At 73.7% G+C, this 23,054-nt stretch carries 22 protein-coding genes; 13 read left to right on the top strand and 9 right to left on the bottom strand.

The genetic code is table 11. From position 1 onward, the window contains the following. Nucleotides 1-24: 24 nt before the first annotated feature. Nucleotides 25-1,389, bottom strand: a complete 1,365-nt coding sequence (locus tag ACF073_RS10210; RefSeq protein WP_392068238.1) for an FAD-dependent oxidoreductase — start codon at nucleotides 1,387-1,389, stop codon at nucleotides 25-27. A gap of 235 nt (nucleotides 1,390-1,624) precedes the next feature. On the opposite strand from ACF073_RS10210, the gene ACF073_RS10215 reads away from it, so the two are divergent. After that, nucleotides 1,625-1,849: a hypothetical protein gene (locus ACF073_RS10215; RefSeq protein WP_392068239.1), complete on the top strand. Its 225-nt coding sequence runs from the start codon at nucleotides 1,625-1,627 to the stop codon at nucleotides 1,847-1,849. 73 nt (nucleotides 1,850-1,922) lie between these two features. Here the strand turns inward: ACF073_RS10215 and ACF073_RS10220 are convergent, their stop codons facing one another. Beyond that, nucleotides 1,923-3,674, bottom strand: a complete 1,752-nt coding sequence (locus ACF073_RS10220) for an NlpC/P60 family protein (protein WP_392068241.1) — start codon at nucleotides 3,672-3,674, stop codon at nucleotides 1,923-1,925. Nucleotides 3,675-4,036: 362 nt separating this feature from the next. Here ACF073_RS10220 and ACF073_RS10225 point away from each other — a divergent pair, with 362 nt between their 5' ends. Together ACF073_RS10225 and ACF073_RS10230 are read left to right on the top strand one after the other, a co-directional pair. Next, nucleotides 4,037-6,127: a DUF1996 domain-containing protein gene (locus ACF073_RS10225; protein WP_392068922.1), complete on the top strand. Its 2,091-nt coding sequence runs from the start codon at nucleotides 4,037-4,039 to the stop codon at nucleotides 6,125-6,127. 71 nt (nucleotides 6,128-6,198) lie between these two features. Next, nucleotides 6,199-6,906 carry a hypothetical protein gene (locus ACF073_RS10230; protein ID WP_392068243.1) on the top strand — a complete coding sequence of 236 codons (708 nt, stop codon included), beginning with the start codon at nucleotides 6,199-6,201 and terminating at the stop codon, nucleotides 6,904-6,906. 157 nt (nucleotides 6,907-7,063) lie between these two features. Here ACF073_RS10230 and ACF073_RS10235 read toward each other — a convergent pair whose 3' ends face one another. Next, nucleotides 7,064-7,777 (bottom strand): lipoprotein, encoded by a 714-nt coding sequence (locus ACF073_RS10235; protein WP_392068245.1) that lies wholly within the window; start codon nucleotides 7,775-7,777, stop codon nucleotides 7,064-7,066. A gap of 98 nt (nucleotides 7,778-7,875) precedes the next feature. Next, entirely contained in the window at nucleotides 7,876-8,517 is a 642-nt protein-coding gene (locus ACF073_RS10240; protein WP_392068247.1) for a class I SAM-dependent methyltransferase, read from the bottom strand. A 136-nt stretch (nucleotides 8,518-8,653) separates the two neighbouring features. Between ACF073_RS10240 and ACF073_RS10245 the strand changes: the two genes are divergently transcribed. After that, the gene (locus ACF073_RS10245; protein ID WP_392068250.1) at nucleotides 8,654-9,112 is read left to right on the top strand and encodes a flavodoxin family protein; all 459 of its coding nucleotides are present in this window, start codon (nucleotides 8,654-8,656) and stop codon (nucleotides 9,110-9,112) included. Nucleotides 9,113-9,272: 160 nt separating this feature from the next. Here the strand turns inward: ACF073_RS10245 and ACF073_RS10250 are convergent, their stop codons facing one another. The 3 genes from ACF073_RS10250 to ACF073_RS10260 all read right to left on the bottom strand — a co-directional run bounded on the left by ACF073_RS10250 (nucleotide 9,273) and on the right by ACF073_RS10260 (nucleotide 12,287). Next, nucleotides 9,273-10,562 carry a cytochrome P450 gene (locus ACF073_RS10250; protein WP_392068252.1) on the bottom strand — a complete coding sequence of 430 codons (1,290 nt, stop codon included), beginning with the start codon at nucleotides 10,560-10,562 and terminating at the stop codon, nucleotides 9,273-9,275. A 338-nt stretch (nucleotides 10,563-10,900) separates the two neighbouring features. Further along, nucleotides 10,901-11,476 (bottom strand): GNAT family N-acetyltransferase, encoded by a 576-nt coding sequence (locus ACF073_RS10255; protein WP_392068254.1) that lies wholly within the window; start codon nucleotides 11,474-11,476, stop codon nucleotides 10,901-10,903. Nucleotides 11,477-11,630: 154 nt separating this feature from the next. Continuing rightward, a complete protein-coding gene (locus ACF073_RS10260; RefSeq protein WP_392068256.1) occupies nucleotides 11,631-12,287 on the bottom strand; it encodes a GNAT family N-acetyltransferase in 657 nt (218 codons plus the stop codon). A gap of 1,034 nt (nucleotides 12,288-13,321) precedes the next feature. On the opposite strand from ACF073_RS10260, the gene ACF073_RS10265 reads away from it, so the two are divergent. The 4 genes from ACF073_RS10265 to ACF073_RS10280 all read left to right on the top strand — a co-directional run bounded on the left by ACF073_RS10265 (nucleotide 13,322) and on the right by ACF073_RS10280 (nucleotide 16,329). Continuing rightward, complete coding sequence (locus tag ACF073_RS10265) at nucleotides 13,322-14,197, top strand: helix-turn-helix domain-containing protein (RefSeq protein WP_392068258.1); 876 nt, start codon at nucleotides 13,322-13,324, stop codon at nucleotides 14,195-14,197. A gap of 63 nt (nucleotides 14,198-14,260) precedes the next feature. Further along, nucleotides 14,261-15,076 carry an SAM-dependent methyltransferase gene (locus tag ACF073_RS10270; RefSeq protein WP_392068260.1) on the top strand — a complete coding sequence of 272 codons (816 nt, stop codon included), beginning with the start codon at nucleotides 14,261-14,263 and terminating at the stop codon, nucleotides 15,074-15,076. Nucleotides 15,077-15,173: 97 nt separating this feature from the next. Then, nucleotides 15,174-15,650, top strand: a complete 477-nt coding sequence (locus ACF073_RS10275) for an SRPBCC domain-containing protein (RefSeq protein ID WP_392068262.1) — start codon at nucleotides 15,174-15,176, stop codon at nucleotides 15,648-15,650. Between the two features lie 178 nt (nucleotides 15,651-15,828). Then, on the top strand, nucleotides 15,829-16,329 hold the full coding sequence (locus tag ACF073_RS10280) for a hypothetical protein (RefSeq protein ID WP_392068263.1): 501 nt from the start codon (nucleotides 15,829-15,831) through the stop codon (nucleotides 16,327-16,329). Nucleotides 16,330-16,626: 297 nt separating this feature from the next. Here the strand turns inward: ACF073_RS10280 and ACF073_RS10285 are convergent, their stop codons facing one another. Then, complete coding sequence (locus ACF073_RS10285; RefSeq protein WP_392068265.1) at nucleotides 16,627-17,385, bottom strand: NPP1 family protein; 759 nt, start codon at nucleotides 17,383-17,385, stop codon at nucleotides 16,627-16,629. 220 nt (nucleotides 17,386-17,605) lie between these two features. Next, the gene (locus tag ACF073_RS10290) at nucleotides 17,606-18,751 is read right to left on the bottom strand and encodes a PP2C family protein-serine/threonine phosphatase (RefSeq protein ID WP_392068267.1); all 1,146 of its coding nucleotides are present in this window, start codon (nucleotides 18,749-18,751) and stop codon (nucleotides 17,606-17,608) included. Nucleotides 18,752-19,056: 305 nt separating this feature from the next. Here ACF073_RS10290 and ACF073_RS10295 point away from each other — a divergent pair, with 305 nt between their 5' ends. The 5 genes from ACF073_RS10295 (at nucleotide 19,057) to ACF073_RS10315 (ending at nucleotide 22,825) form a co-directional block, all read left to right on the top strand. Beyond that, on the top strand, nucleotides 19,057-20,607 hold the full coding sequence (locus ACF073_RS10295) for an APC family permease (RefSeq protein WP_392068268.1): 1,551 nt from the start codon (nucleotides 19,057-19,059) through the stop codon (nucleotides 20,605-20,607). Between the two features lie 113 nt (nucleotides 20,608-20,720). Continuing rightward, the gene (locus ACF073_RS10300; protein ID WP_392068270.1) at nucleotides 20,721-21,407 is read left to right on the top strand and encodes a hypothetical protein; all 687 of its coding nucleotides are present in this window, start codon (nucleotides 20,721-20,723) and stop codon (nucleotides 21,405-21,407) included. After that, nucleotides 21,404-21,682 (top strand): hypothetical protein, encoded by a 279-nt coding sequence (locus ACF073_RS10305; RefSeq protein WP_392068271.1) that lies wholly within the window; start codon nucleotides 21,404-21,406, stop codon nucleotides 21,680-21,682. The genes ACF073_RS10300 and ACF073_RS10305 overlap by 4 nt, the downstream gene beginning before the upstream one ends. After that, a complete protein-coding gene (locus tag ACF073_RS10310) occupies nucleotides 21,679-22,410 on the top strand; it encodes a metallophosphoesterase (RefSeq protein ID WP_392068272.1) in 732 nt (243 codons plus the stop codon). The genes ACF073_RS10305 and ACF073_RS10310 overlap by 4 nt, the downstream gene beginning before the upstream one ends. Nucleotides 22,411-22,492: 82 nt before the next feature. After that, on the top strand, nucleotides 22,493-22,825 hold the full coding sequence (locus ACF073_RS10315; RefSeq protein ID WP_392068274.1) for a DUF6343 family protein: 333 nt from the start codon (nucleotides 22,493-22,495) through the stop codon (nucleotides 22,823-22,825). The last annotated feature ends 229 nt before the right edge of the window (nucleotides 22,826-23,054 follow it).

Raw genomic sequence — 23,054 nt, forward strand, 5'->3', positions numbered from 1 at the left:
CGGGACCGATGGGTGGCAGGGGCCTTACGCCCCGCTCTCCCGCAGCATGTCCTCACGCTCGACGATCTTCACGCGCTCACGGCCCTGCGGCTCGCCCAGGGCGCGCTCGGCGGCGTCCAGCTTGTACCAGCCGTCCCAGGTGGTGAAGCGGACGTTCCGCTCGGCGAGGAAGGCGTCCACGGCCTCCGGCTCGGGCGCGGTCGGGGTGTGCAGCCGGCCGTGGGTGTAGTCGTCCAGCAGGTTGGCGACGGTCTCGTTGGCGTCGCCCTTGGTGTGGCCGATGAGGCCGACGGGGCCGCGCCGGATCCAGCCGGTGACGTAGGCGGACTGCAGCGGGGTGCCGCCCTCCTCGATCACCCGGCCGCCCTCGTCCGGGACGGTGCCGGAGGCGATGTCCCAGGGGAGCTTGGGCAGCTTCTCGGAGAGGTAGCCGACGGCGCGGTAGACGGCGCTGACGTCCCAGTCCTTGAACTCGCCGGTGCCCTTGACGTTGCCGGTGCCGTCCAGGGCGGTGCGCTCGGTGCGCAGGCCGACGACCTTGCCGTCCTCGCCGAGGATCTCGGCCGGCGACTCGAAGAAGTGGAGGAACAGCTTGTGCGGGCGGTCGCCGGCGTCCCGGATCGCCCAGTTCTCCAGCGTCTTGGCGACCATGTCGGCCTGCTTGTTGCCGCGCCGGGTCTCGATCGAGCCCGCGTCGTAGTCGATGTCCTCGGGGTCGACGATGACCTCGATGTTCGGGGAGTGGTCCAGCTCGCGCAGCTCCATCGGGCTGAACTTCGCCTGCGCCGGGCCGCGGCGGCCGAAGACGTGGATCTCCACGGCCTTGTTGGCCTTCAGACCGTCGTAGACGTTCTGCGGGATCTCGGTCGGCAGCAGCTCGTCGGCGGTCTTGGCCAGGACGCGGGCGACGTCCAGGGCGACGTTGCCGACGCCGAGGACGGCGACCTTCTCGGCCTCCAGCGGCCAGGTGCGGGGGACGTCCGGGTGGCCGTCGTACCAGGAGACGAAGTCGGCGGCGCCGTAGGAGCCGTCCAGGTCGAGGCCGGGTATGGACAGGTCGCGGTCGGCCATCGCGCCCGTGGAGAAGATCACGGCGTCGTAGAAGGCGCGCAGATCGTCCAGGCTGAGGTCGGCCGGGTAGTCGACGTTGCCGAACAGGCGGATCTGCGGCTTGTCGAGCACCTGGTGCAGAGCCGTGATGATGCCCTTGATACGCGGGTGATCGGGGGCGACGCCGTACCGGATCAGGCCGAACGGGGCGGGCATCCGCTCGAAGAGGTCGATGGACACGCCGGGGTCGGCGGCCACCTCGGACTTGAGCAGGGCGTCGGCGGCGTAGATCCCGGCGGGGCCGGCTCCGACGATGGCTACCCGCAGCGGGCGCGGCATGATCAGGTTCCCTTCGAGCGTGAATGGGCGACTCGATCACGAAGCCTAAACTAAGGCAGCCCTAAGTTGGTACGCGGGTCTGGTCTATGACCTCATAAGCTGATCTTATGGGTTGTCGAGGGGTTGCTTATGCGGGGCCCCGGCGAGCTGGGTGCGGCCCGGCGCCGAGGGATGAACGGGCCTGGGCGGACAGGCGCGGGCGGCGCGCGCGATCGCCCCGGGGGCGACGGTCGCGGTGACGGGCGGCAGCGGCTTCGTCGGCAGCCATCTGGTGCGACGGCCGCTGGAGCGAGGCCGCTGCCCCTGGGACCTCCGGCTGCCGCGCACCAGGCTCCCGCACTGGCCGGTCCGTGTCCTGGGCCCCGCCTTCGGCCTCACCCAGGACTGCGTCCGCAAACACCTCGGCATCCGGTTCCGTGTCGACAACAGCCGCAGCGTCCGCGAACTCGGCCTCACCTAGCGCCCGTTGGCCGAGACCCTGCTTTGACCACCACGACAGCCGACGCGCCCGCCGGCCCCGCGGCTGGTCCCGGTCAGGCCGGCCGGACGACGCGGTGGATCGCCGCCTCCCCGGCACCGTAGATCGACTCCTCGCGGATGGTCGACCCGGGGCCGGGGGCGTGCACCATCATCCCGTCGCCGACGTACAGGCCCACGTGCCGGTCGTCGTCGAAGAAGAGAACGAGATCACCGGGCTCGATCGCGGCCGTCGTGACCGGCGCACCGGCCAGCGCCTGCTCGTAAGCGGCCCGCGGCAGCGCGACCCCGGAGGCCCGCCAGGCGGCCTGGGTGAGGCTGGAGCAGTCGTACGAACCCGGCCCGGTCGCACCCCACACACAGGGCTTCCCGACCTGCGCCCGAGCGAACGCGATCGCCTTGGCGGCCCGCACGGCACGGGGCGACTCCGGTGCCGGGACGCCGGGGAGGGCGGTGCCAGGGGTGGCGGCCGGGTAGGGGAAGGAGCCCGTGCCGGTCACGGGTGCGGGGGTTTCCGCGTAAGGGAAGGCGCCGGTGCCGGACGTCGAGGCGACGGCGCTGACCGGAGCGGGCGTCGGGACGGGCGGCGGCTGAACGGGCAGGGCCTGCGGGGCGAGTTGCGCGGTGTGGCGGGTGAGCAGGCCGCCGGCGGTGCTGAGCTTGTTCCGGCTGGCCGCCTTGGCGACGGCGGGGGAGAGCCGGCCGAACCCGCCGGTACGGGGGAGGGGGCGAGGCACCCGGACGGGGTTTTCCGGACCGCCGGACAGGCCGGGTGCCGGGAGGAGCGCCGTTTCCGGGAGGGCGCCGGGGGCCGGTTCCGGTTCCCCGAGGCCCAGAAGGGCCGTCGCGCCGACGGGAGCGATCGGCTCCGGCGTGCTCGGGGCCGGCAACTCCAGGACACCACCGGCAGGCTGAGGCGACGCGGCACCGGACAGCGCCGCCGGTCCGCCCTCCGGCGCGGGCCCGGACGCGGGCGCGAGCACGGGCGTGAACGCGGGCGTGAGCGGCGCGGAAAACGCGCCCATGGCGCGCTCGGGGGCCGCCCCGGCCGCACCGCCGCCGGTCGGCCACTCGGAAGTCGTACTGCCGGTCGGCCATGCGGAAGCCGTGCCGCCGGTCGGCCATGCGGAGGTCGTGCCGCCGGTGGCCCACCCGGACGTCGTGCCATCGGCCGGCCACTCGGAAGGCGTGCCGTCGGTCGGCCATGCGGAAGCCGTGCCGTCGACCGGCCATGGGGAAGCCGTGCCACCGGTCGGCAGGGCGTAGGCCGTGTCACCAGTGGGCAGGGCGTAGGCCGTGGCACCGGTCGGCAGCGCGGGTGCCGTGCCACCGGCCGGGCCCTCCGTCGGCGCCGCGTACGCCGCGCCGCCCGCCGGCAGTTCGGCCGCCGCGTTCGCGGGTGGCAGCGCGGCCACCGCGCGGTCGGGGCTCCGCTCCAGGGCCCGCGGTGCCCGTGCGGACGGGCCGGCTTCCAGGGCCGCCCGCTCACCACCCGCGAGCGCGCCGCCAGCGTCGTCCCACTCCTGAGCGCGGGCCGGGACGGGCGGCCGGCCGGGCAGGCGGTCGGCGGGGAGTACGGCCGGGACGGTCGGGCCGAGCCGGTTGCGCGCCGCGTCGAACCACTGCCGCGCGATCTCGTCCAGCGCCGGATCCGGGCGCCGGTTGCCCCGCTTGGCCAACGGAACGCCCCGTGAGCGCGTCCGGGCGGCCATGGCCCGGGTCGCGTTGAAGTTACCGGTGGCGTTCTCCGCCTGGTCGTACAGCGAGTCGATCCGTTGCCGAACCTCGTCGCGGCTCTCCGGCGCCATGGAAGACGTGCTCCTTCCTTGCCCCGCAGGGCAGTTGGGCGGCTCGCCGGGGCTGTGCCGGGCGGCGGCCTCGCGTCAACCTAGCCAACGTGTGTGCCTCGTGTGAAGGTTGAGGGGTGAAATGTCCGATACATATTCGTGATGTTCGCAGGGGCGTTCGACGGGGAAAGGGTGCGGGCCGTGGTTTCCTGTGAGGTGCCGGTGAATTCGCGATGCTGTTGAACACAGTGGATCCTCCGTCCGTATGAGGCCGGGGAACTCCATGCCCGACCGGCGAAGACACTCAGGGGACGACCTTGGTACGCAACAGGCGCAGACGCCCGACCGGCGCACGACGCGCGACCCTCGCAGCGGTCGCCCTGATGCTGGGCGGCACCGGACTCATCGCGGCGAACGTCTACGCCTCGGCCGGCGAGGGCTGGGGTGACGGGTCCGGCGCCGACTCCACCGGACACGTCCTGAGCGCGGGCATGGCGACCATCGTCTGTCCTGACGTCGGCAACCGGCTCACGGAGATACCGGGCGCGGCCCGTACGGACGTCGACCGTGAACTGGCCCGGCTCGACCAGCAGACCGCTGCGGCCTACCGCCGGCTGCAACAGGCGGGGGCCGCCGGCCAGGACACCGGATCCGCCGGCAACGCGATCATGAACCCGCTGCGGGAGAAGCGGTCGGCGTCCCTCGGGCGGATCGCCGACGCCATCGACCGGGCCGGGGACCGTCCGCAGGGCTTGGACGGCCTCGCCGCCTGCACCCTGCGCCCCGGCGACACCGGGCAGAGTCCCGCCGTCCCGGGCGACGGCGGCCGGCAGGACGGCACCGGCCAGGGCCAGAACGGCGGGGGCGCGGGCCAGAGCGGCGGGGGCCAGGGGCAGAACGGCGCGGGGCAGGGCGGCAACGGGCCCGTCGTCTCCGACTACGCGGACATCACCGCCGTACAGCCCGAGACGCCGGCCCCGCCCCCGCAGGGCGACGCCTCGCGCGGCACCTTCGCCTCCGACTGCGGCGTCAACGCGAACGGCCTGTTCAACTCGGACAACGTCATCGTGGCTCCCGGCGTCTCCAACGGCGCCCACCACTTCCACGACTACGTCGGCAACCAGGACAACACCGCCTTCGCGAGCGACGACGACCTGGCGGAGGCCGACACGAGCTGTGCGGACCAGGGTGACAAGTCCTCGTACTACTGGCCGGTGCTGCGCCTGCAGAACGGCACCCAGGAGCGCGACGCCGGAGCCCCGGGCGGCGGTACGGAGGGCAACGCCGGCAAGATCGTGACGCCCGCGCAGGTGACGCTGACCTTCGTCGGCAACCCGCGCGGCCAGGTCACCGCCATGCCGCGCCTGCTGCGCATCATCACCGGCGACGCCAAGGCGTTCGTCAACGGCCCCGGGAACGCCAACGCCTCCTGGAGCTGCACCGGCTTCGAGGACCGGCAGCTGAAGGACAAGTACCCGCTGTGCCCGCAGGGCAGCGACGTCGTACGCACCTTCCGCTTCCAGAGCTGCTGGGACGGCCGCAACATCGACAGCGCCAACCACCGCACCCATGTGGCCTTCGCGACCGAGGACGGCTCCTGCCCGGCGGGCTTCCGGCCCATTCCGCAGCTGGTCCAGCGCATCGTCTACGACGTCCCCGCGCCGAGCGTCGCGGACGGCGGCCGTACCGTGCCGCTGTTCGCCGTGGACTCCTTCCCCGAGCAGCTGCACAAGCCCGTCACCGACCACGGCGACTTCATCAACGTCTTCGACGAGGACCTGATGGACAAGATGGTCGACTGCATCAACTCCGGCCGTACCTGCGGCGCCGCCGCCGACGCCCCCGGTACGACGCCGGCGCCCACGGAGAGTTCCGGCGAGGGCGCCACGACCGCCCCCGGTGACGAGGCCACGGCCGCCCCCGGCGACGCCGACACGACCGCCCCGGATGACGAGGCCACCGACCAGGCCACCGACGGTCCCGACGGAGACTCGGCCACGGATCCCGGCGAGAGCGTCACCTCGGCGCCGGCGCCGGCCCCCTCGGCCACCCAGCCCGGCGAGGCACCGCGGAACGACCCGACGACCGGACCCGCCCGCACCACCAAGCACGACACCGAGGACAAGCACGGAGCCGACGGCAAGCACGGAGCCGACGGCAAGCACGACACCGTCGACAAGGCCGACGCCGCCGACAAGACCGCATCCGCGCGACCGGCCACCACCCCGGCCTCGGCCCCCACCCCGTCCGCTCCCGCCGTCCCCGCCGTCCCCGCCGCCGCTTCCGCCTCTCCGGCGGCAGGCCAGGCCGGTGCCGCCGGATACACCCCGCCGTCGGGCGCGCGGACCGAACCCCAGGCAGCCCAGGGCGGCCTGGCGGAGACAGGGGCCCATCTGTGGCCCGCCGCCCTCGGCAGTCTGTTCGCCCTGTCGGGCCTGTTCATGCTGCTCCGGGCCAGGCGCCTGCGCTACTGACCGTCCCGCCAAACCGCTCACGGGCGGCGGCCCCCGCGTGGGGCCGCCGCCCGTGCTGCGACGATGCTGTCGTGCGGGAGACGATCGACACGGTGGACTGGGGTGCCGTACCGGGGCACCCCGACTGGTACGAGCCTGAGCGCGCCGCCCGGGGGTTGCGCGGCCTGGCCGACGCGGCGAACCTGGAGCAGGCCGCGCGGGCCGGCTCGCTCCTCGGCGGCGGCGGTATCGTCCACGGCCACAGCGCCGCGGTGTTTCCGGCGGCCGCGGTCGCGGCACCCTTTCTCCTGGACATCGCCCAGCAGGGGCACCCGGCGGCGCGGGCCACCGCGCTGGGGCTGCTCGACGAGGCCCTGTCGTCCAGTCCCCACGCCGGATACACCCGGGTGGCGACGCCGTACGGCGGTGCGGTCGTGATCTGCTGCGCCATCGCCCATCAGCTGAGAGCCCGCGCGGACTTCCTCGCCGGACTGGGCAAACCGGGCAGGGCGCTGCTCGCCGACGCGGCCGAGCACTGGCGTTTCGAGATCCGGGAGTGCGTCGCCGACGGCGGAGGCACGGCCGCCTTCGGGCTTCTGGCCGGCCGTTTCCCGGACGGTGTGCACGCGGCGGAGCTGCACCTCGGCGGCGCGATCGAGGTGCTGGAGCAGGTGGCCCTCGTATACCCGGTCGTGGACGGTTCTGCCGAAGCCTGCCTGCGGGTGACCGGGCGCGGTCCGGCTGAACTGCCGCCGGGCACCTTCCTGTCGCCGGCCGAGTGCGCCGAGGACGTGCACTGACCACCCTTCTGGCGGGAGCGCTCCGCCGACACCGGGTGCTTCGCCGAGGACGTCCGGCGCACCTGGATCCCACGGCTGCCCCGCCCGCCCGCACATCGACCTGCTGCCGGGCGGCAGGCGAGCCGGGCCCGAGCGGCGGGGCGGCGGTGGGCGGTCCTCAGGAGAGCGTGAGGGTCCGCTTGGCGAGGTCGTACGCCGGCCGCATCTCCTCGTGCTCCTCGGTGTCCATGCCGCCCAGGTGCAGCACGACCGGGCCGTCGGGGGTGCTGACGGCGAAGGCGCTCTCCTTCTTCGTCTCCTCCAGCAACTTGCTCGTGTAGAGGTACTCGACCTCCACGGCGGCGAGGCCGCCGCCCGTCTTGAAGGAGTGGTACTCCGGCTTGCTCGTGTTGTCCTCGGCGGCGACGAACGCCCGCAGCACGCCGCCCGCGTCCGCGCCGCCGGGCTTGCCGGTCCACACGCGCAGGAAGCCGATGTTGCCGGCCGGCTTGGCGTCGATCTCGCAGGCCGAGGTGACCGGTCCCTGCCGCAGGAAGGCGTCGGCGAGCGCCCCGCTCAGGTCGCCGTCCTCGCCCTTCGACGCCTTGGCGAGTTCCTTCTCCGCATCGATCGGCTTGGCCTTCCAGTGCTTGGCGACGTCGAAGCGGACGGGCAGCTCACAGGCGGAACCGGCCGCGCCGATCGAGCCGCCACGGGCCGCGGCCGTGTCCTTCGCCCCGGTGTTCCCGGCTGCCGTGCCGCTGGTGCCCGGCGACGCGCTCGCCGACTTCTTCCCGTCGTCGTCCGCCGATTCCGCGCAGCCGCCGAGCACCGCGGCCAGCGCTGCGGCCACGATCACCCGGCCTCCGACGGTCCCCACCCTGACCTGCACTGTCGTCTCCCCTCCGGTTCGGAGCCGCCACTGTAACCGAGGGCACCGACAGCGCCGCGGGCGATATCCCGGTGCACCGGGGCCCGCCGGACCCCCGGTCAGCCGGCCGTGCGCCGGGCGAGCAGGAACAGCTGGGGCTCGGGTGCGGCCCGGGGGTGGTCCGGGGTGAACAGGGTCTCTTCCTCGCTGAGCACCGTCAGCCCGGCGGCGGTCACCAGTGCCCTGAAAGCCTCGGCGTCGAAGCTCGTCGCCCGCACCGGCTGCCCCATGAAGACCCCCTCGGCGTCCTCCACGTCCACCGGCACGGTCGCCAGCGCGACAAGCCCGCCCGGCCGTACCGCACGGGCCAGCTTCGCCACGACCGCCCGCTGATCGTCGCGCGTCATCTGCAGCAGCGAGAAGTACGCGCACGCGGCGTCGAACGAGCCTTCCGCCACCGCCGTTCCACGGATGTCGGCGAGCCGGAACTCGGCCTCGGGCACCTGCCGCGCGGCCAGGTCGACCATGACCGGGGAGACGTCGATGCCCAGGACCCGGTGACCGGCGGCGGCGAGGGTCTGCGCGGTCGGCCGTCCCGTGCCGCTGCCCACGTCCAGCACCCGGCTGCCGGGCGCGAGCAGTTCGAGCAGCCGGGCGAGCGACGCCCGGTGCGGCGCGGAGGCGGCGAACGCCCGCTCGTAGTCGAGCCCCAGCGCGTCGAACACCACGGCTGCCGGTGCCCGGCGGTCCTCCTCGGTCACGACGACTCCTCCCGTCCTCGATCCGGCGCGTTCCCGGACAGGCCGTCCGAGCCGTCCGCGCCGGCCACGCGGTCCACGGAGCCCCGCCGCGGCCGGGCGTTTGCACGCGGCGGCCGGGCACGGCAAGGTGCCGGGTGTGCCTACCCTGCTGATCGTCCATCACACACCCTCGCCCCACTGCCAGGCGCTGTTCGAGGCCGTCGTGTCCGGCGCCACCGCACCGGAGATCGAGGGCGTCCGCGTCGTACGGCGCGCGGCCCTCTCGGCCACCGCCTCCGACGTGCTCGAAGCCGACGGCTACCTGCTCGGCACGCCCGCCAACCTCGGCTACATGTCCGGCGCGCTGAAACACTTCTTCGACCAGATCTACTACCCCTGCCTGGACGCGACCAGGGGCCGCCCCTTCGGCTTCTACGTCCACGGCGGCAACGACGTCACCGGTGCCGTGCGCGCCATCGGGACCGTCACCACCGGCCTCGGCTGGCGCCCGGTGGCCGAGCCGGTGACGGTCACCGGCGAGCCGGGCAAGGCGGACACCGAGGCGTGCTGGGAGCTGGGGGCCACGGTCGCGGCCGGCCTGGCCACCGACGCCTGAGCCGGCGGCGCCGACGCTCCGGGGCGCGGCGCCGTCCGGCGGTCCCCTCCCTCGCGCGGCCCCCCTCCTGCGCGCGGGCCCGGCTCCACGGAGCGGTCAGGGCGGGAGCGGGACGTGAGGGCCGTGCGTTCTCCGGGCCGTGCGCGGGGCGGATCCGGTGTCATGCCGTGGGCACCGCGACCCGGCCGGAACGCACCGCGTAGTGCTGCGGGAACGGGGTGCCGGCGTAGTCCAGGGCGCGTTCGGCGCCGGGCAGCGGGCGTACGCCGGGCCGCAGCAGCACGCGCCGCACCAGCTCGGGCACGATCACCCGGGCCGCGTACCGGCCGAGGCACTCGTGGGCGCCGTAGCCGAGGACCAGGTTGTGCGCGGGCGGGCGGCCGGGCCGGAACTCGGCGGGGGCGTCGAGCACCTCCTCGTCGAACATCGCCGACGCGAAGCAGGCCAGCACCACGCTCTTGGCCGGGATCACCGTCTGCCGCGGGGTGCCGGCGGCCACGACGCGGTCGCGCAGGCACAGCCGGGGCGTGATGGGCACGAACGGGTGGAAGCGCAGCGCCTCCCACACATAGGCGTCGCAGCGGGCCGGGCCCTCGGCCGCCGCGCGCTCCGCCTCGACCAGCGCCTCCGGGCGGACGGCCAGCTCCTTGAGGGCGGTGACCGTGCACTGCGTGGCGTTCTGCTGATAGCTCGTCAGGTAGCCGACCAGGTTGGCAGTGACCCGCTCGTCGTCGAAGTCGTACTCGGCGGGCAGCCGGGTGCGCAGCATCCGGCCGAGGACGTCGTCGGGGCCGGCCGCGGGCCCGCCGGACCTGCGCCGGTCGACCAACTCGGCCACCAGGTCGTGCAGTTCGCGTCCCGCGTCCACGCCCGCCGCGTGGATCTCCGGGTCGCGGTCGGGGTTGACGGCGAACGCCCACTGCATCCGGCGGGTGCAGGAGTGCAGTCTCTCCTCCTCGATGCCGGTGAGCCCCAGATAGGCGAGGGCGACCCGGGCGGCGGCCAGGCGGGCGTAGTCCTGGACGAGGTCGAAGGTGTCAGCGCCCCCGCCGATCGCCTCGTCCAGCACCGTGTCGGCGATCCGCGCGGTCAGCTCCCGCACCCGGGGCGCGTCCTCGGGCGCGAGCATCAGCTGCCCGTAGCCGCGCTCCCGCCAGTGCACATCGGCACCGTCCCGGGCGAGGACGAACGGCGCCCCCAGGACGTCCTCCAGAGTCGGCCCGAACACGCCCACGGTGAAGGTCTCGGGCGCCGACAGCACCTCCAGGACGTCCGGATGCCGGGTGACGAACACACCGACCGGCGTGCTGAACACGGGCCGGTGCGCGCGCAGCTCGGCGAACAGGGCCGCCCGGCCGGCCACCATGGACCGCCGCAGCAGGGCCACGCGCTGGGGAGCGTCGTCCTCCGGGATCGCGTCGTACGCGGCGAGGAAGTCCATGACGGCCATTCAGCCACCGGCCCGTGAGCCGCGCACGTCAAACAGGCATTCGGGGCAGTCCGGGCGTGCCGGCGGGTACGGCCGCTGCCGGGCCCTCGCCCAGGAGGGCCGCGGGTCCGCGCCTGCCGGGCACCGGTGGCCCCGCGGAGCCGTTCGGGCATCCGCGCGGCGCACCCGCCGACCTGGACGGATGAGTTGGCGCGGCCCCGAAGCGGGGCGCCGGAACCGGATGCGGCCCGTGCGGCAGGTGGACGCAGGCCGGCGCCTCATCCGGCCCGAGTGGTGCGTCGGCCGACCGGGGCCGGACCGTCGCGCGGCGCGCGTCCGCCGCCCCGCCCCCGGACCGCTCAGCGGATCCGTTCGGCCGCCGCGCGGGTGAGATGCCGGCGGGGCGCCGAGGTGTCCCGGGCCCGGCCCGCTTGGGCCGCGGGGGCGTCGGTGAGCGGTCGTACGAAGAGGCTGACGGCGGCCTCCTCCGCGAAGCCGTTGCGGCGCATCAGCTCGGCGGAGGCGGTGTTGCGGCGCTCCACGTCCGTCACCACGCACACCGCGCCCGCGGCGGCCAGCCGCGCACAGCACTCCTTGACCAGCCGGGAGGCCGCCCCGCGCCCCTGGTACGCGGGGTCGACGGCGATCCACTCCAGGTATCCCCAGTCGGCGCGCTGCTCGAAGGAGAGCGAACCGAGCACGAACCCGGCGACCCGGTCGCCGTCGAGCAGCACCAGGCAGGCCGGGTCCGGTGCGTCCAGATGCCCGGCGACGGCCGACAGCGACCAGCCGGTGTAGGGCATCGCGTCGGTGTCGTAGACCCGGTGCCCGAGGTCGAGCACGGCGGCGAGGTGCTCGATGCCGAGCGGGCTCAGCGTCAGCTCGGCTGCGGGGGCTGCGGGGTCGGCCGTGTGCTCGGTGGGCGCGTCGGACATGGGCATTCCCTTCGGTGTGCCGTTTTGCAGCATATGTCTGTTCTGCTGGTCGGGCACGGGCACGGGCACGGGCTGCGGGCGCGTGTGCGGTGCGGCAGACGCAGCGCCGGAGCCGGCGGTGCGGAGGGCGCGCGGCGGCCGGCCGTGCGTGCGGTCAGCGGCAGCGCAGGGCCGTCGTGGTGTCGTGCCGGTACCAGAGCGAGTCGGTCTCGCGGCCGTCGGGCAGGGTGTGCCGGGCCGGCCCTCCGTCGGGGACGAGGCCCGCGCGGGTCAGGGCCCGTCGGCTCGCGGTGTTCCGGGACTCGGCCCCGGCCCGGATCGCGGTGAGCCCGAGATGGGTGTGCGCCAGCTCCACGCCCGCGCGGAACAGCTCCGTGCCCAGGCCCCGGCCACGGCAGTCCGGTGCCAGCCAGCCGCCCATCTCGCCCGAGCGGTGCTGCAGTTCGAGGGCGCCCGCGTAGCCGTAGTCCGACGTGCGCACGCAGACCAGGAGGAGCGGTTCGTCCGGGCCGGGCACGTACGGCTCGGCCAGGTCGCGGGGGAGCCGGCGGCGATCGTCCCCCGCGGGCCGCCAGGCCAGCAGGGTGCGGCGGTCGGCGGGGTCGGGCAGCACCTTGTCGGCCTGGGTGCCCAGCCATCGCTGGGCCTCGGCGTCCGCGCTCGCGGCGATGGCCGCCAGCACGTCCAGGTGGTGGCGCGGGGTGAACAGCAGCAGCCGATCGGTGGCCAGCACATGGCGACCGGGCTCGCACCGCCCCGGCACGGGAAGTGCGGGCGCGCGCAGGCCGCGGCGTATCGGCGACCAGATCATGCGGACCCCCGGCGAGGACGGCACACGCGGCGGACGCGGAACCGCGCGGAACCGGGCCGCCCACGGGTGCGGACGACCCGCACCGGCGGTGAATCTACCGGGTCGCGGGCCGGATGCCGCAGCGCACGGCACCCGGCCCGGGCGTGCGGCCGGGCTCAGTGCGCCTGTTCCGGCGAGCCGGGCTTGGGGCGGGTGCGGGTCCAGGACGGATCGGCGGCCGGGGCGGGGGCGGGGGTGCGGAGCGTGTGGTGCATGGCTGTCCTTCGGACGAGTGGGGGATGGTCCGGGGTGGTGCTGCCGGGACGGCACAGGGCGGCCGGGCCGCGACGCGTCGGCGCCTCGCCCCGGAGCAGGCCGTACCGGTGTCTGTCAGTGGACGGTTCCGGGACCGCCTCCGTGAGACGGGGCCGTGCCCTCGGCCATGGGGGTGCCGGGGCGCCGCGGGTCTGCCGGGCCGGGGAGTGGGGCCCCGGAGGCGAGCCGGTCGGGGCCGTCGGGCCCAGGGAGTCGACCAGGGTGCTCGCCTCCGGGCGGTCCGGGGACGCCGGCCGGAGCGGGCAGCCGATGCGGAGACTGCCCGCCGAGGGGTATCCGGCCGGGATGGACCGCGGCGTCCGCCGCCCGGCGCCGGGTCGGCGTCGTGACAGGGGACAACTCGCCCCGCCCTTGGGGGAACCGCTCCGGTCTGTGCGCGACGGTCGGTCGGTGGAGCGGTCGGGGGAGGGAGGGCGGAACCATCGCCGTACGCCTTTCGTCCGGCCTCGCGGATGTCGGGCCGGCCGCTGGGTCAGCAGACGCACACCGCCCGCCGGGAGGCCGTGCCGGCGGCCCGCCTCCCAAGCCGGCCGCGTCGCCTGCTCCTTGGGTCGGCCGGAGCAGTGGGTCCACTCTGGCACCCGGCAAGCGGGCACCGCAACCGGCAAGTTGAAATGTGCAAGTGGACAAGTGCATGCTGCATCCGCCAGAACGTGATCGAATGGTCGGGGAAAGCGATCGCGTGCCAGGGGGATCCGGAACCGGAGGAGGGGGTGGGCATGACCGCGGAGACCGAATGGGGCGGCGCCCCTTCCGTGTTGCGCATGATCCTCGGCAGACAGCTGGAGGAGCTGCGCTCCCGGGCCGGCCTCAGCTATGCCGAGGCGGGCGCGGCGATCGGCGTCAGCCACTCCACGATCCGCCGCATGGAGGCCGCCAAGGTGGCCCGGCTGCGACTCGCCGACGCGGAGAAACTCCTCCAGGTCTACGGCGTCACCGACCGGCAGGAGATCGACACCTTCCTGCAGTCCGTGCGCGAGGCCAACAAGCGCGGCTGGTGGCACGCCTACCGCGACGTCATGCCCGACGGATTCGCCGCCTACCTCAGCCTGGAGCAGGCGGCCGTGCAGATCCGGGTGTACGAGAACCAGTTCGTGCACGGCCTGCTGCAGACCGAGGACTACGCCCGCGCCCTGGTCGGCGCCGCCGACCCGCACACCTGCGCCGAGGCCGCCGAGCGCCTCGTCGCACTGCGCATGCGCCGCCAGGAGCTGCTGGCCAGCCCCGCGCCGCCCCGGCTGTGGGTGGTGATGGACGAGACCGTGCTGCGCTGGCCGGTCGGCGGCCCCGAGGTGATGCGCGCGCAGCTCGACCACCTCGTCGAGATCAACCGGCTGCCCCACGTCACCGTGCAGTTCATGCCGTTCGCCAACGGACCGCACCCCGCCCTGCGGGCCGGCGCCTTCCAGCTCTTCCGGTTCCGCGCCCGCGAACTGCCCGACATCGCCTACCTGAACGGCCTCGCCGGCGCCGCCTACCTGGACAAGCCCGACGACGTCGTGGTCTACCGCGAGGCCCTGGACCGGCTGAGCGCCCAGGCCGCTCCCGCCCGCAAGACCGAGACCCTGCTCCGCGCGCTGCGCAAGGAGCTCTGACCCGCACCCGTGACGCAAGCCCCCGCCCCCGACGACCCCCGCGACCGAATGGGAGACACGGCGTTGCCCGACAACGGATGGCCGGCCGACCGGATCGACACCGAGAACGCCCACTCGGCCCGTATCTACGACTACATACTCGGCGGCAAGGACTACTACCCCGCCGACCGTGAGGCGGGCGACGCGATGGCCCGGGAGTGGCCCGCGCTGCCGGTGCACATGCGCGCCAACCGCGACTTCATGAACCGCGCCGTGCGCTGGCTCGCCGAGGAGGCGGGCGTACGCCAGTTCCTGGACATCGGCACCGGCATCCCTACCTCGCCCAACCTGCACGAGATCGCCCAGGCCGTGGCCCCCGGGTCCCGGGTCGTCTACGCCGACAACGACCCGATCGTCCTCACCCTCTCCCAGGGGCTGCTCGCCAGCTCGCCCGAGGGCCGCACGTCGTACATCGAGGCCGACTTCCGCGACCCGGCCGCCATCCTGGGCGCCCCCGAGCTGCGCGAGACCCTGGACCTGGACCGGCCCGTCGCCCTGACCGTCATCGCGATCGTGCACTTCATGCTGGACGCGGACGACGCCGTCGGTGTCGTCCGCCGGCTGCTGGAGCCGCTGCCGTCGGGCAGCTACCTGGCGATGTCCATCGGCACCGCCGAGTTCGCCCCGGACGAGGTGGGCCGCGTCGCCCGCGAGTACGCGGCCCGCGGCATGCCGATGCGGCTGCGCACCCTGGACGAGGCGCAGGCGTTCTTCACCGGCCTCGACCTGGTCGAGCCCGGCGTCGTCCAGGTGCACAAGTGGCATCCCGACGGCAACGGCGAACAGGGCATCCGGGACGAGGACATCGCGATGTACGGCGCGGTCGCCCGCAAGCCCTGACAGACCCGGGGCCGGGGTCCGACCCACCTCCCGGACCCCGGCCCCGCCCCGCCCGTACGACGGGCCGGGCGGTCGCCGGACCGCTACCGTGAGCCCCATGTACACCACCCGTGTCACCCGCCGTGTGCAGGCGCCGCCGCAGGCCGTCTACCGGGTCCTGACCGACCCGGAGGCGGTCGCGGCCTGGCGCGTCCCGGCCGGGATGACCGCCCGTGTGCACACGTTCGACGCCCGTGAGGGCGGCTCCTTCCGGATCTCCCTCACCTACGACGATCCGGCGGGGGCGGGCAAGTCCGGCGGGCGCACGGACACGTACCGGGGCCACTTCGCCCGCCTCGTGCCCGGCGCCCTGGTCGTCGAGGTCTTCGCCTTCGAGACCGGTGACGAGGCCCTGCGCGCCCCCATGACCCTGACGACGACGCTCACCGCCGCCGGTGGCGGCACCGACGTGGAGATCCGGCACGAGGGCGTCCCCGACGCGATCGAGCAGCGGGACAACGAACTGGGCACGCGCATGGCTCTGGACAACCTCGCCCGGCTGGTCGAGAGTCGGCAGCAGCCCGGACCGGAATGACCGAAAGAACGGCGCAATTCGTCCGGAATTCAGCACAACCTTTTTCGGGCCTCACATGCTCGGAATCACGGGAAAAGAAAGAGGGAAGAACCGGAACCGGGCCGAGGGAAATGGGGTCTTAAGGTCCGACGACGGCCGGGATCGGTCCGGTCGCGTGGAAACCGGGGGAATGAGAAACATGTCCGTTCGCAGCCGCAAGACCCTCCTGACCGGCGCGGCCCTTGCCGCCGGCCTCACCCTGGCCGCCGTCACGCCGGCCCTCGCGGGCGCCTCCGCGAGCCACACCACCCGCGCCGCCGCCGTGTCGACCGCCCAAGGCGACCCGCGCAACGTCACCCAGCACGTGACCGACTTCTACGGCGCCTACATCGACGCCGTCTGGGCCACCGACGACCCCTCCGCCGCGCCCGCCGCCAAGGCCCTGCGCGGCTTCTACCTCTCCGCCGCCGCCCAGAAGAAGGTCGCCGCCTTCGAGGCGAAGGAGCACGCCGACGGCATCCTGTTCGCACAGAACGTGCCGGTGAAGTGGCAGGTGGCGTACACCGGCTCCGGCGCGGGCCACGCCACCAGCCGGGTCACGCTCACCTGGGGCGACGGGCCGCGGGCGGAGGTCAGCCGGATCGACGTCCAGTCCGACCTGAAGACGCAGAAGATCACCGACCTGAAGCAGGCCGGCTGACCCTGGGGGGAAGAGAACCGGACGCGGGTCCCGCCCCGCCCCATTCGGGGCGGGGCTCGCGCCCGCGGCGGCGGTCAGCCGCGGCAGGGCGGCGGCAGCCGCGTGCCGCGGCGGTACCACCCTCGGGCCCCGGGGGTGCGCCTCCGCGGCCGTCGCCGCTTCGGAGCGGAACCGCGACCGGGGGGCGCCTACTCCGAGCGCTCGAAGCGGGCGGCCGTGGCGGGGCGTCGCCCAGCGCGCGTCCGCCACAGCTCGAAGCGGGCCGTGGCGGGGCCGCCGCCCGGCGCGCGCCCGCCGTCAGGCGTTGGGGTCGAAGGGGATGCCCGACGGCATCGAGTGCGCCAGGCCGTACGCGAAGTCGCCGTCCTTGATCTTGATGGTGGCCGCTCCGAAATCGGCGCTCAGCAGCTTGTCGCGGTAGCCCGCCGGGTAGCCGTTCCAGCCCACGAGGCGCGGGAAGAACCAGCCGCCGGTGGCGTTCTTCGGCGGCTCGTCGTTGGTGTTGGCGAAGCGGAAGCAGTGCGTGGAGACACCGTCCTTGTGATAGACGATCTTCGGATGGGTGCCGTCGAAGCGGACGGCCGAGGCGTCCGCCACCTGGTAGCCGCTGTGCTGGGACACCGAGACGTATCTGACAGCGTTGTCTTTTGTCCACACCACGACGTGCTCCCAGTCGTGGGTGTGCCCGATGGCCGCGGGCCCGAGCGTCGCCTGGTCCTTCTCGAAGTAGCTGGCGTACATCACGGCGCACCAGCCGTTGTTGCACTTCTCGCGCGAGTAGGTGTTGGCGTTGGCGAGCTGGGCGTAGTCGTGGCAGTGGCCGTTGACGTCGCCGCCGAGCTTCAGGCCCGGGTTGACGGTGCCGTCACTGCCGATGGCGGCGGTGGCGTAGCAGCCGTCGCCGTCGTAGTCGTAGGCGGGGGAGAAGGTCTGTTCCAGACCGTCGGCGTTCTGCGGCAGCTGCTGCAGAACGCTCGCGCCGGCGGTGCCGGGGACGGTGAGGACGAGGGCGAACGCGCCGAGGGCGGCGGCGAGCGCGGAGGTCAACTGACGCACGGGGGCTCCCTGTTGTCGATGCGCCGCAGATTCTCGCAACGCCTCGGCAGGGCGGGCCACCCTTCGGACTGAACATTGCCGCACGGCCGGTTGAACGCGATGTCGACGCGCCCCGTGTGCGTGGTGTGGTGCCGCTGTCCGCAGGAAGACGCGGGTGCGGGCGGGTTTCGGGGGAGAAGCGCGCGGCGTCCCGCACGCCCGGACCGTACGGGGAGCGGACCTAGGTGTGGTGCGCCAGGTCGCCGCGGATGTGGTGGCGGCGGCGCTCGACGGGCGTGCGGTGCAGGGCGATGAGCGCGGCGTCGTCGCCGAGCCGGCCGCCGGCGTGGGCGAGCAGATCGCGCCGCAGATGGTGCATCAGTGCCTCGGGGCTGTCGTCGGTCCACCGGGCGACCCGCTCGACGAGCGGATAGAACCGGCCGTGCTCGTCCCGGGCCTCCACGACCCCGTCGGTGTACAGCAGCAGCGTGTCGCCCGGCTCGAAGGAGAACACGTCCAGCGTGTGCTCGGCGTCCGCGTGCACCCCCAGCGGCGGCGAGGGGTGCAGGCTCGGGACCGTGACGACGTGGCCGGGGCTCAGCAGCAGCGGCGGCGGATGGCCGCAGCTGGTCATCCGGGTGACCGGGTCGTGGTCCGGGATCTCCACGAGCAGCGCGGTGGCGAACCGCTCGCCCATCTCCTCGGGGGGATCGAGGTCGGCGGCGTAGCGGGTGATGCTCTGGTCCAGGGCGCCCGCCAGCTCCGCCAGCGGGAGGCTGCGGGGCGCGCTCTCCCGGAAGGCGCCGAGCAGCAGCGCCGCCTCGCCGATGGCGGGCAGGCCCTTGCCGCGGACATCACCGATCAGGACGCGGACGGCCCCGTCGCACCGCGTCGTCGCGTACAGATCGCCGCCGATCTGGGCCTCGTCCTCGGCGGCCAGGTACAGCGAGGCGATCCGCAGCGCGCCGATCTGCTCGGGCAGCGGCCACATCAGGACGTGCTGCGCGGCCTCGGCGACCGAGCGGACCTGGGCCAGCTGTGCCTGTCTGCGTTTGCGCAGGACGCTGTAGAGGATCGTGAGCACCACGAGGACCGTGAGGGTGATGATCTGCACGATGTGGTTGGTGGTGCCGATCCCGCCGTGGTGGATGCCGATGAAGATCTGGGCGATCACCGCGAGCGCCCCGATGGCCGCGGTGGTCCGGGGCCCGGCGAAGGAGGGGGTGAGTGCGGGTGCGATGACCAGGGCGGGCCCGAGGTGGATGTCATTGGGTGTCCGCAGGTCCACCACCGTGATCACCACGATGAGCATGACGGGCAGCAGCAGCAGGGCGTGTGCCGACTGCCACGGCCGCCACCGCTCCCCGAGGCCGAGCCGGAGTGCCATGCCTACCAGCGTGCTCCCGGCCCGGTGCCGCGGCCACTCGCGGCCCCGAACGGCTCCCCGCGGGGCCCGGGCGGCGCGGGAAAGCGGCGTACGTCACACGGAAGAATGGGAACAGGACATTCCGGACGCCTCTTCGGTTCCCGAATATCGGACGCTGATCGCGTTGCCTTCAATCGATGGATCGATTACCGTCATCTTCCGTTCAAATACCGGCTGGTTTGCCTGTGAAGCCTGCGAAATTAAGGCGGTTGAGGGGTGTTCTGAGGCACCCTCAACCGAAATCGCAGCATTTAACGTCCTGTGTCATGACACAGACGGCGATGAGGCCGGATGCCCAGGACGCGGCAACCGGCGACGGAGTGCGGGGCAAGGGCCTGGGCGGCAATTCCATCGGTCTGCTGGGCAGCGCGGTCATCGGCATCTCCACCGTGGCCCCGGTGTACTGCCTCACCTCCACGCTCGGCTCCACCGCCGGCGAGGTCGGACTGCACATGCCGGCCGTGTTCCTCGCCGGTTTCCTGCCGATGCTCCTGGTCGCCTTCGCCTACCGCGAGCTCAACAAGGCCGTGCCCGACTGCGGCACCTCGTTCACCTGGACCGTCAAGGCGTTCGGCCCCCACGTCGGCTGGATGTGCGGCTGGGGCCTGGTCATCGCCACCGTGATCGTGCTGTCCAATCTCGCCGGCGTCGCCACCTCCTACTTCTGGCTGCTGGCCGGCGAGATCACCGGCAGCGGCACCGTCGCGGACCTCGACGGCAACCGGGCCGTCCACATCCTCACCTGTCTCACGCTGATCGCCGCCGCCACCGCCATCAGCTACCGCGGCATGACCACGACGAAGGGCGTGCAGTACGCGCTGGTCGCACTCCAGCTCGTGGTGCTCGCCCTCTTCGTCGTACTGGCCCTGCACAAGGCCCGCACCGGCGCCTTCCCCGGACACGCCGACTTCTCCTGGTCCTGGCTGAACCCCTTCGCGGTGAAGTCCTTCGCCTCCTTCAGCGCCGGACTCTCCCTGTCGATCTTCATGTACTGGGGCTGGGACACCTGCCTGACCGCCAACGAGGAGACCGTCGGCAGCGAGAAGACACCCGGCCGGGCCGCCCTGATCGCCATGGTCGTCCTCGTCGGCTCCTACCTCACCACCGCCGTCGCCGCACAGCTCGCGGTGGGCTCCGGCACCGAGGGCCTCGGCCTGGCCAACCCGGGCACCTCCGACAACGTCTTCGCGGCCCTGGCCGGCCCGGTCATGGGCCACGCCCTCGGCATCCTGCTCTTCGCCGCCGTCCTCGCCTCGGCCGCCGCCAGCCTCCAGACCACCTTCATCCCGGTCGCCCGCACGGTCCTCGCCATGTCGACCTACCAGGCGCTGCCCGCCTCCTACGCCCGCGTCCACGAGCGGTTCCGCACCCCCGGCCGGGCCACCGTCACCGCGGGCGTCGCCACCGGCGTCTTCTACGCGGTGATGTCCCTGCTCAGCGAGCACGTCCTGGTCGACACCATCTACGCCCTCGGCCTGATGATCTGCTTCTACTACGCGCTCACCGCGTTCGCCTGCGCCTGGTACTTCCGCCGCGACCTCACCCGCTCCGCCCGCGACGCCGTCTTCAAGGGCCTCTTCCCGGTCCTCGGCGGCCTCCTGCTCACCGCCGTCTTCGGCAAGACGCTGTACGACATGTGGAACCCGGCCTACGGCAGCGGCTCGGCCGTGCTCGGCGTCGGCTCCGTCTTCGTCATCGGGGTCGGACTGCTGCTGCTCGGCGTGGTGATCATGCTGGTGATGCGGCGCCGCAGCCCGGCCTTCTTCCGCGGGCAGGTCCTCACCGCCGGCACCCCGGCACTCGTCGTCGCGGACTGAACGCACCGGGCCGCACCGCCGGACACCGTGTCGCCGGCGGCTCGCCGGGTACCCGTACGACCCCCGGGGGCCGGCCCGGCGTCCGGGGGCGACGGGTGCCGAACGGAGAGGACATGACCCACGACGCGGAGGACACCGCGGTCCGCAGGCGGCCGGAGGTCACCGGACTCCGCCTCGCCGCGGACGACCCCGACCCCGACTCCCCGCCCGCCCTGGAACCGGCGGCTCTACCGCAGGACCGCAGCCAGGCGATCCTGGAGGCCACCAAGCAGATCGGCGCCCTCCTCAAACGCGCGGGCCACCCCTTCGCACTGGCCGGGAGCGTCGCGGTCTACGCCCACGGCGGCAGCCGCTACCTCCAGCACGACGCCGACTTCGCCGTCCTGCCCGACCACGCCGACGCGGTGGCCGGCACCCTGCGCGAGGCCGGACTGACCGTGCGGACCCCGCCGGAGGACTGGCTGCTCAAGACCACCTGCCACGGGCAGAACATCGACATCATCTTCGCCCTCGCGCACCAGCCCGTCACCCGGGACATGCTCGACCGGGCCCACGTCCTGCCGGTCGACTCGGTGCTCATGCCCGTCCTGTCCCCGACCGACCTGATCCGCAGCCTGATCAGCGCCTTCTCCGAGCACTACTGCGACTTCGGGGCGGTCCTGCCGGTGGCCCGCGCCGTCCGCGAGAAGGTCGACTGGGACGAGGTCCGCGCGACCTGCGGCGCCGAGCCGATGCCCGCCGCCTTCCTCTTCCTCCTCGAACGGCTCCACGTGATCGACGCCCAGGAGGACCGGCCATGACCGACATGAGCCCGCCGCCCCGGCCGGCGGCGGAGAGCCTGGACTACCGCGTCGCCCACCTGGCCGAGCACCTGGCCTGCGGGGACCTCGCGGAACTCGGCGTACGGCTCGAACTGCGCGGCGACAGCGTGCTGCTCACCGGCACCGTGCCGTCCGCGCGGTGCCGGGACGACATCCTGCGCCTGGCCCGCGAGGAACTGGCGGGGCATCCCGTCCTCAGCGATCTGCTCGTCGCCGGGACCTCCTCGCCCGACCACGGAGAGGACCTGACATGATCCGCGTCGCGGCCGTCGGGGACATCCACATGGGCCCCGAGAGCCAGGGCACCCTGCGCCCCTCCTTCGCGGCCCTGCCCGAGTGTGCCGACGTGCTGCTGCTCGCCGGCGACCTCACCCGGCACGGCACACCCGAGGAGGCCGCGGTCGTCGCCCGGGAGATCAAGGATCTCGGGGTGCCCGTCGTCGCCGTGCTCGGCAACCACGACCACCACGACGAGCGTCCCGGGGAGGTCACCGCGATCCTGCGGGACGCCGGCGCACACGTCCTCGAAGGCGAGGCCGTCGTCGTCACCTCCGACGGCGCCCGGATCGGGGTCGCCGGCACCAAAGGCTTCTGCGGCGGCTTCGTCGGCCGGTGCGCCGGCGAGTTCGGCGAACCGCTCATGAAGGAGTTCGTCCGCTACACCCGCCGCTGCGCGGACGCCCTGCACGGCGCCCTGAAGGACCTGGAGCCGCAGGACTGCGACGCGCGCATCGCCCTGACCCACTTCTCACCGGTGCCGGACACCCTGGCCGGTGAGCCGCTGGAGATCTATCCGTTCCTCGGCAGCTATCTGCTCGCGGAGGCGATCGACACCGGCGGCGCCGACCTCGCGGTGCACGGCCACGCCCACGCCGGCACCGAGCACGGGCTGACCAGCGGGGGCGTCCGCGTCCGCAATGTCGCCCAGCCGGTGATCGGGCAGGCGTTCCACGTGTACCACCTGCCCGGCAGACACGGCTGACGCCGGACCCGTCCCGTTTCGGCCGACCCGCCCTGGCTACGCGGAGGGCGGCAGAGCTGTCGGCCCCGCGAGGAGGCATGTCATGCGAGAGCACCGGCACGGGCGGGCGTCCGCCCCCGCACCCCCACCCTCCGGCGCGTTCGGCAGCCGCTCACCCCGCACCGGTGACGAACCGGCCACCGCGCGCAGCGCCCTGCGCCTGCGGCTGCTGCTCTCCGCCCTCTTCCTGCCGGTCTTCGCCGCGGCCACCGCCGGATTCGCGGTCTGGGCCGCGCACCAGGGCCCGGACGACAGCCCGGGCCCCGGCCCGCTCACCGCGCTCGCGGTGGTGTGCGGCCTCCTGGCACTGGCGGCGGCACTGGACCTCGCGGTGGTGTCGCGCCGCAGACGACGGGAGCGGAACGAGGAACGCTGACCCGCCGACGGCGTCCCGGGCGCGACCAGAACACCCCGGGTCCGGATCGCCGGCACCTCGCCCTGCTCCGGCACGCGCGGCGCGTCGGTCGCGCGGGGCGCGCGATGCGCTCCTCGCTGGAGGTGCTACCACCGGGCCGCACGCCGCCGGGGCCGGCTTCGCCACGCGCCGCACGCCGCCGGCCGCCGGGGCCGGCTTCCGCCACCGCCATGAGCCGGGTGGGCACAAG

The sequence above is a fragment of the Streptomyces sp. NPDC015171 genome (assembly GCF_043079545.1).
Classification (GTDB): Bacteria; Actinomycetota; Actinomycetes; order Streptomycetales; family Streptomycetaceae; genus Streptomyces.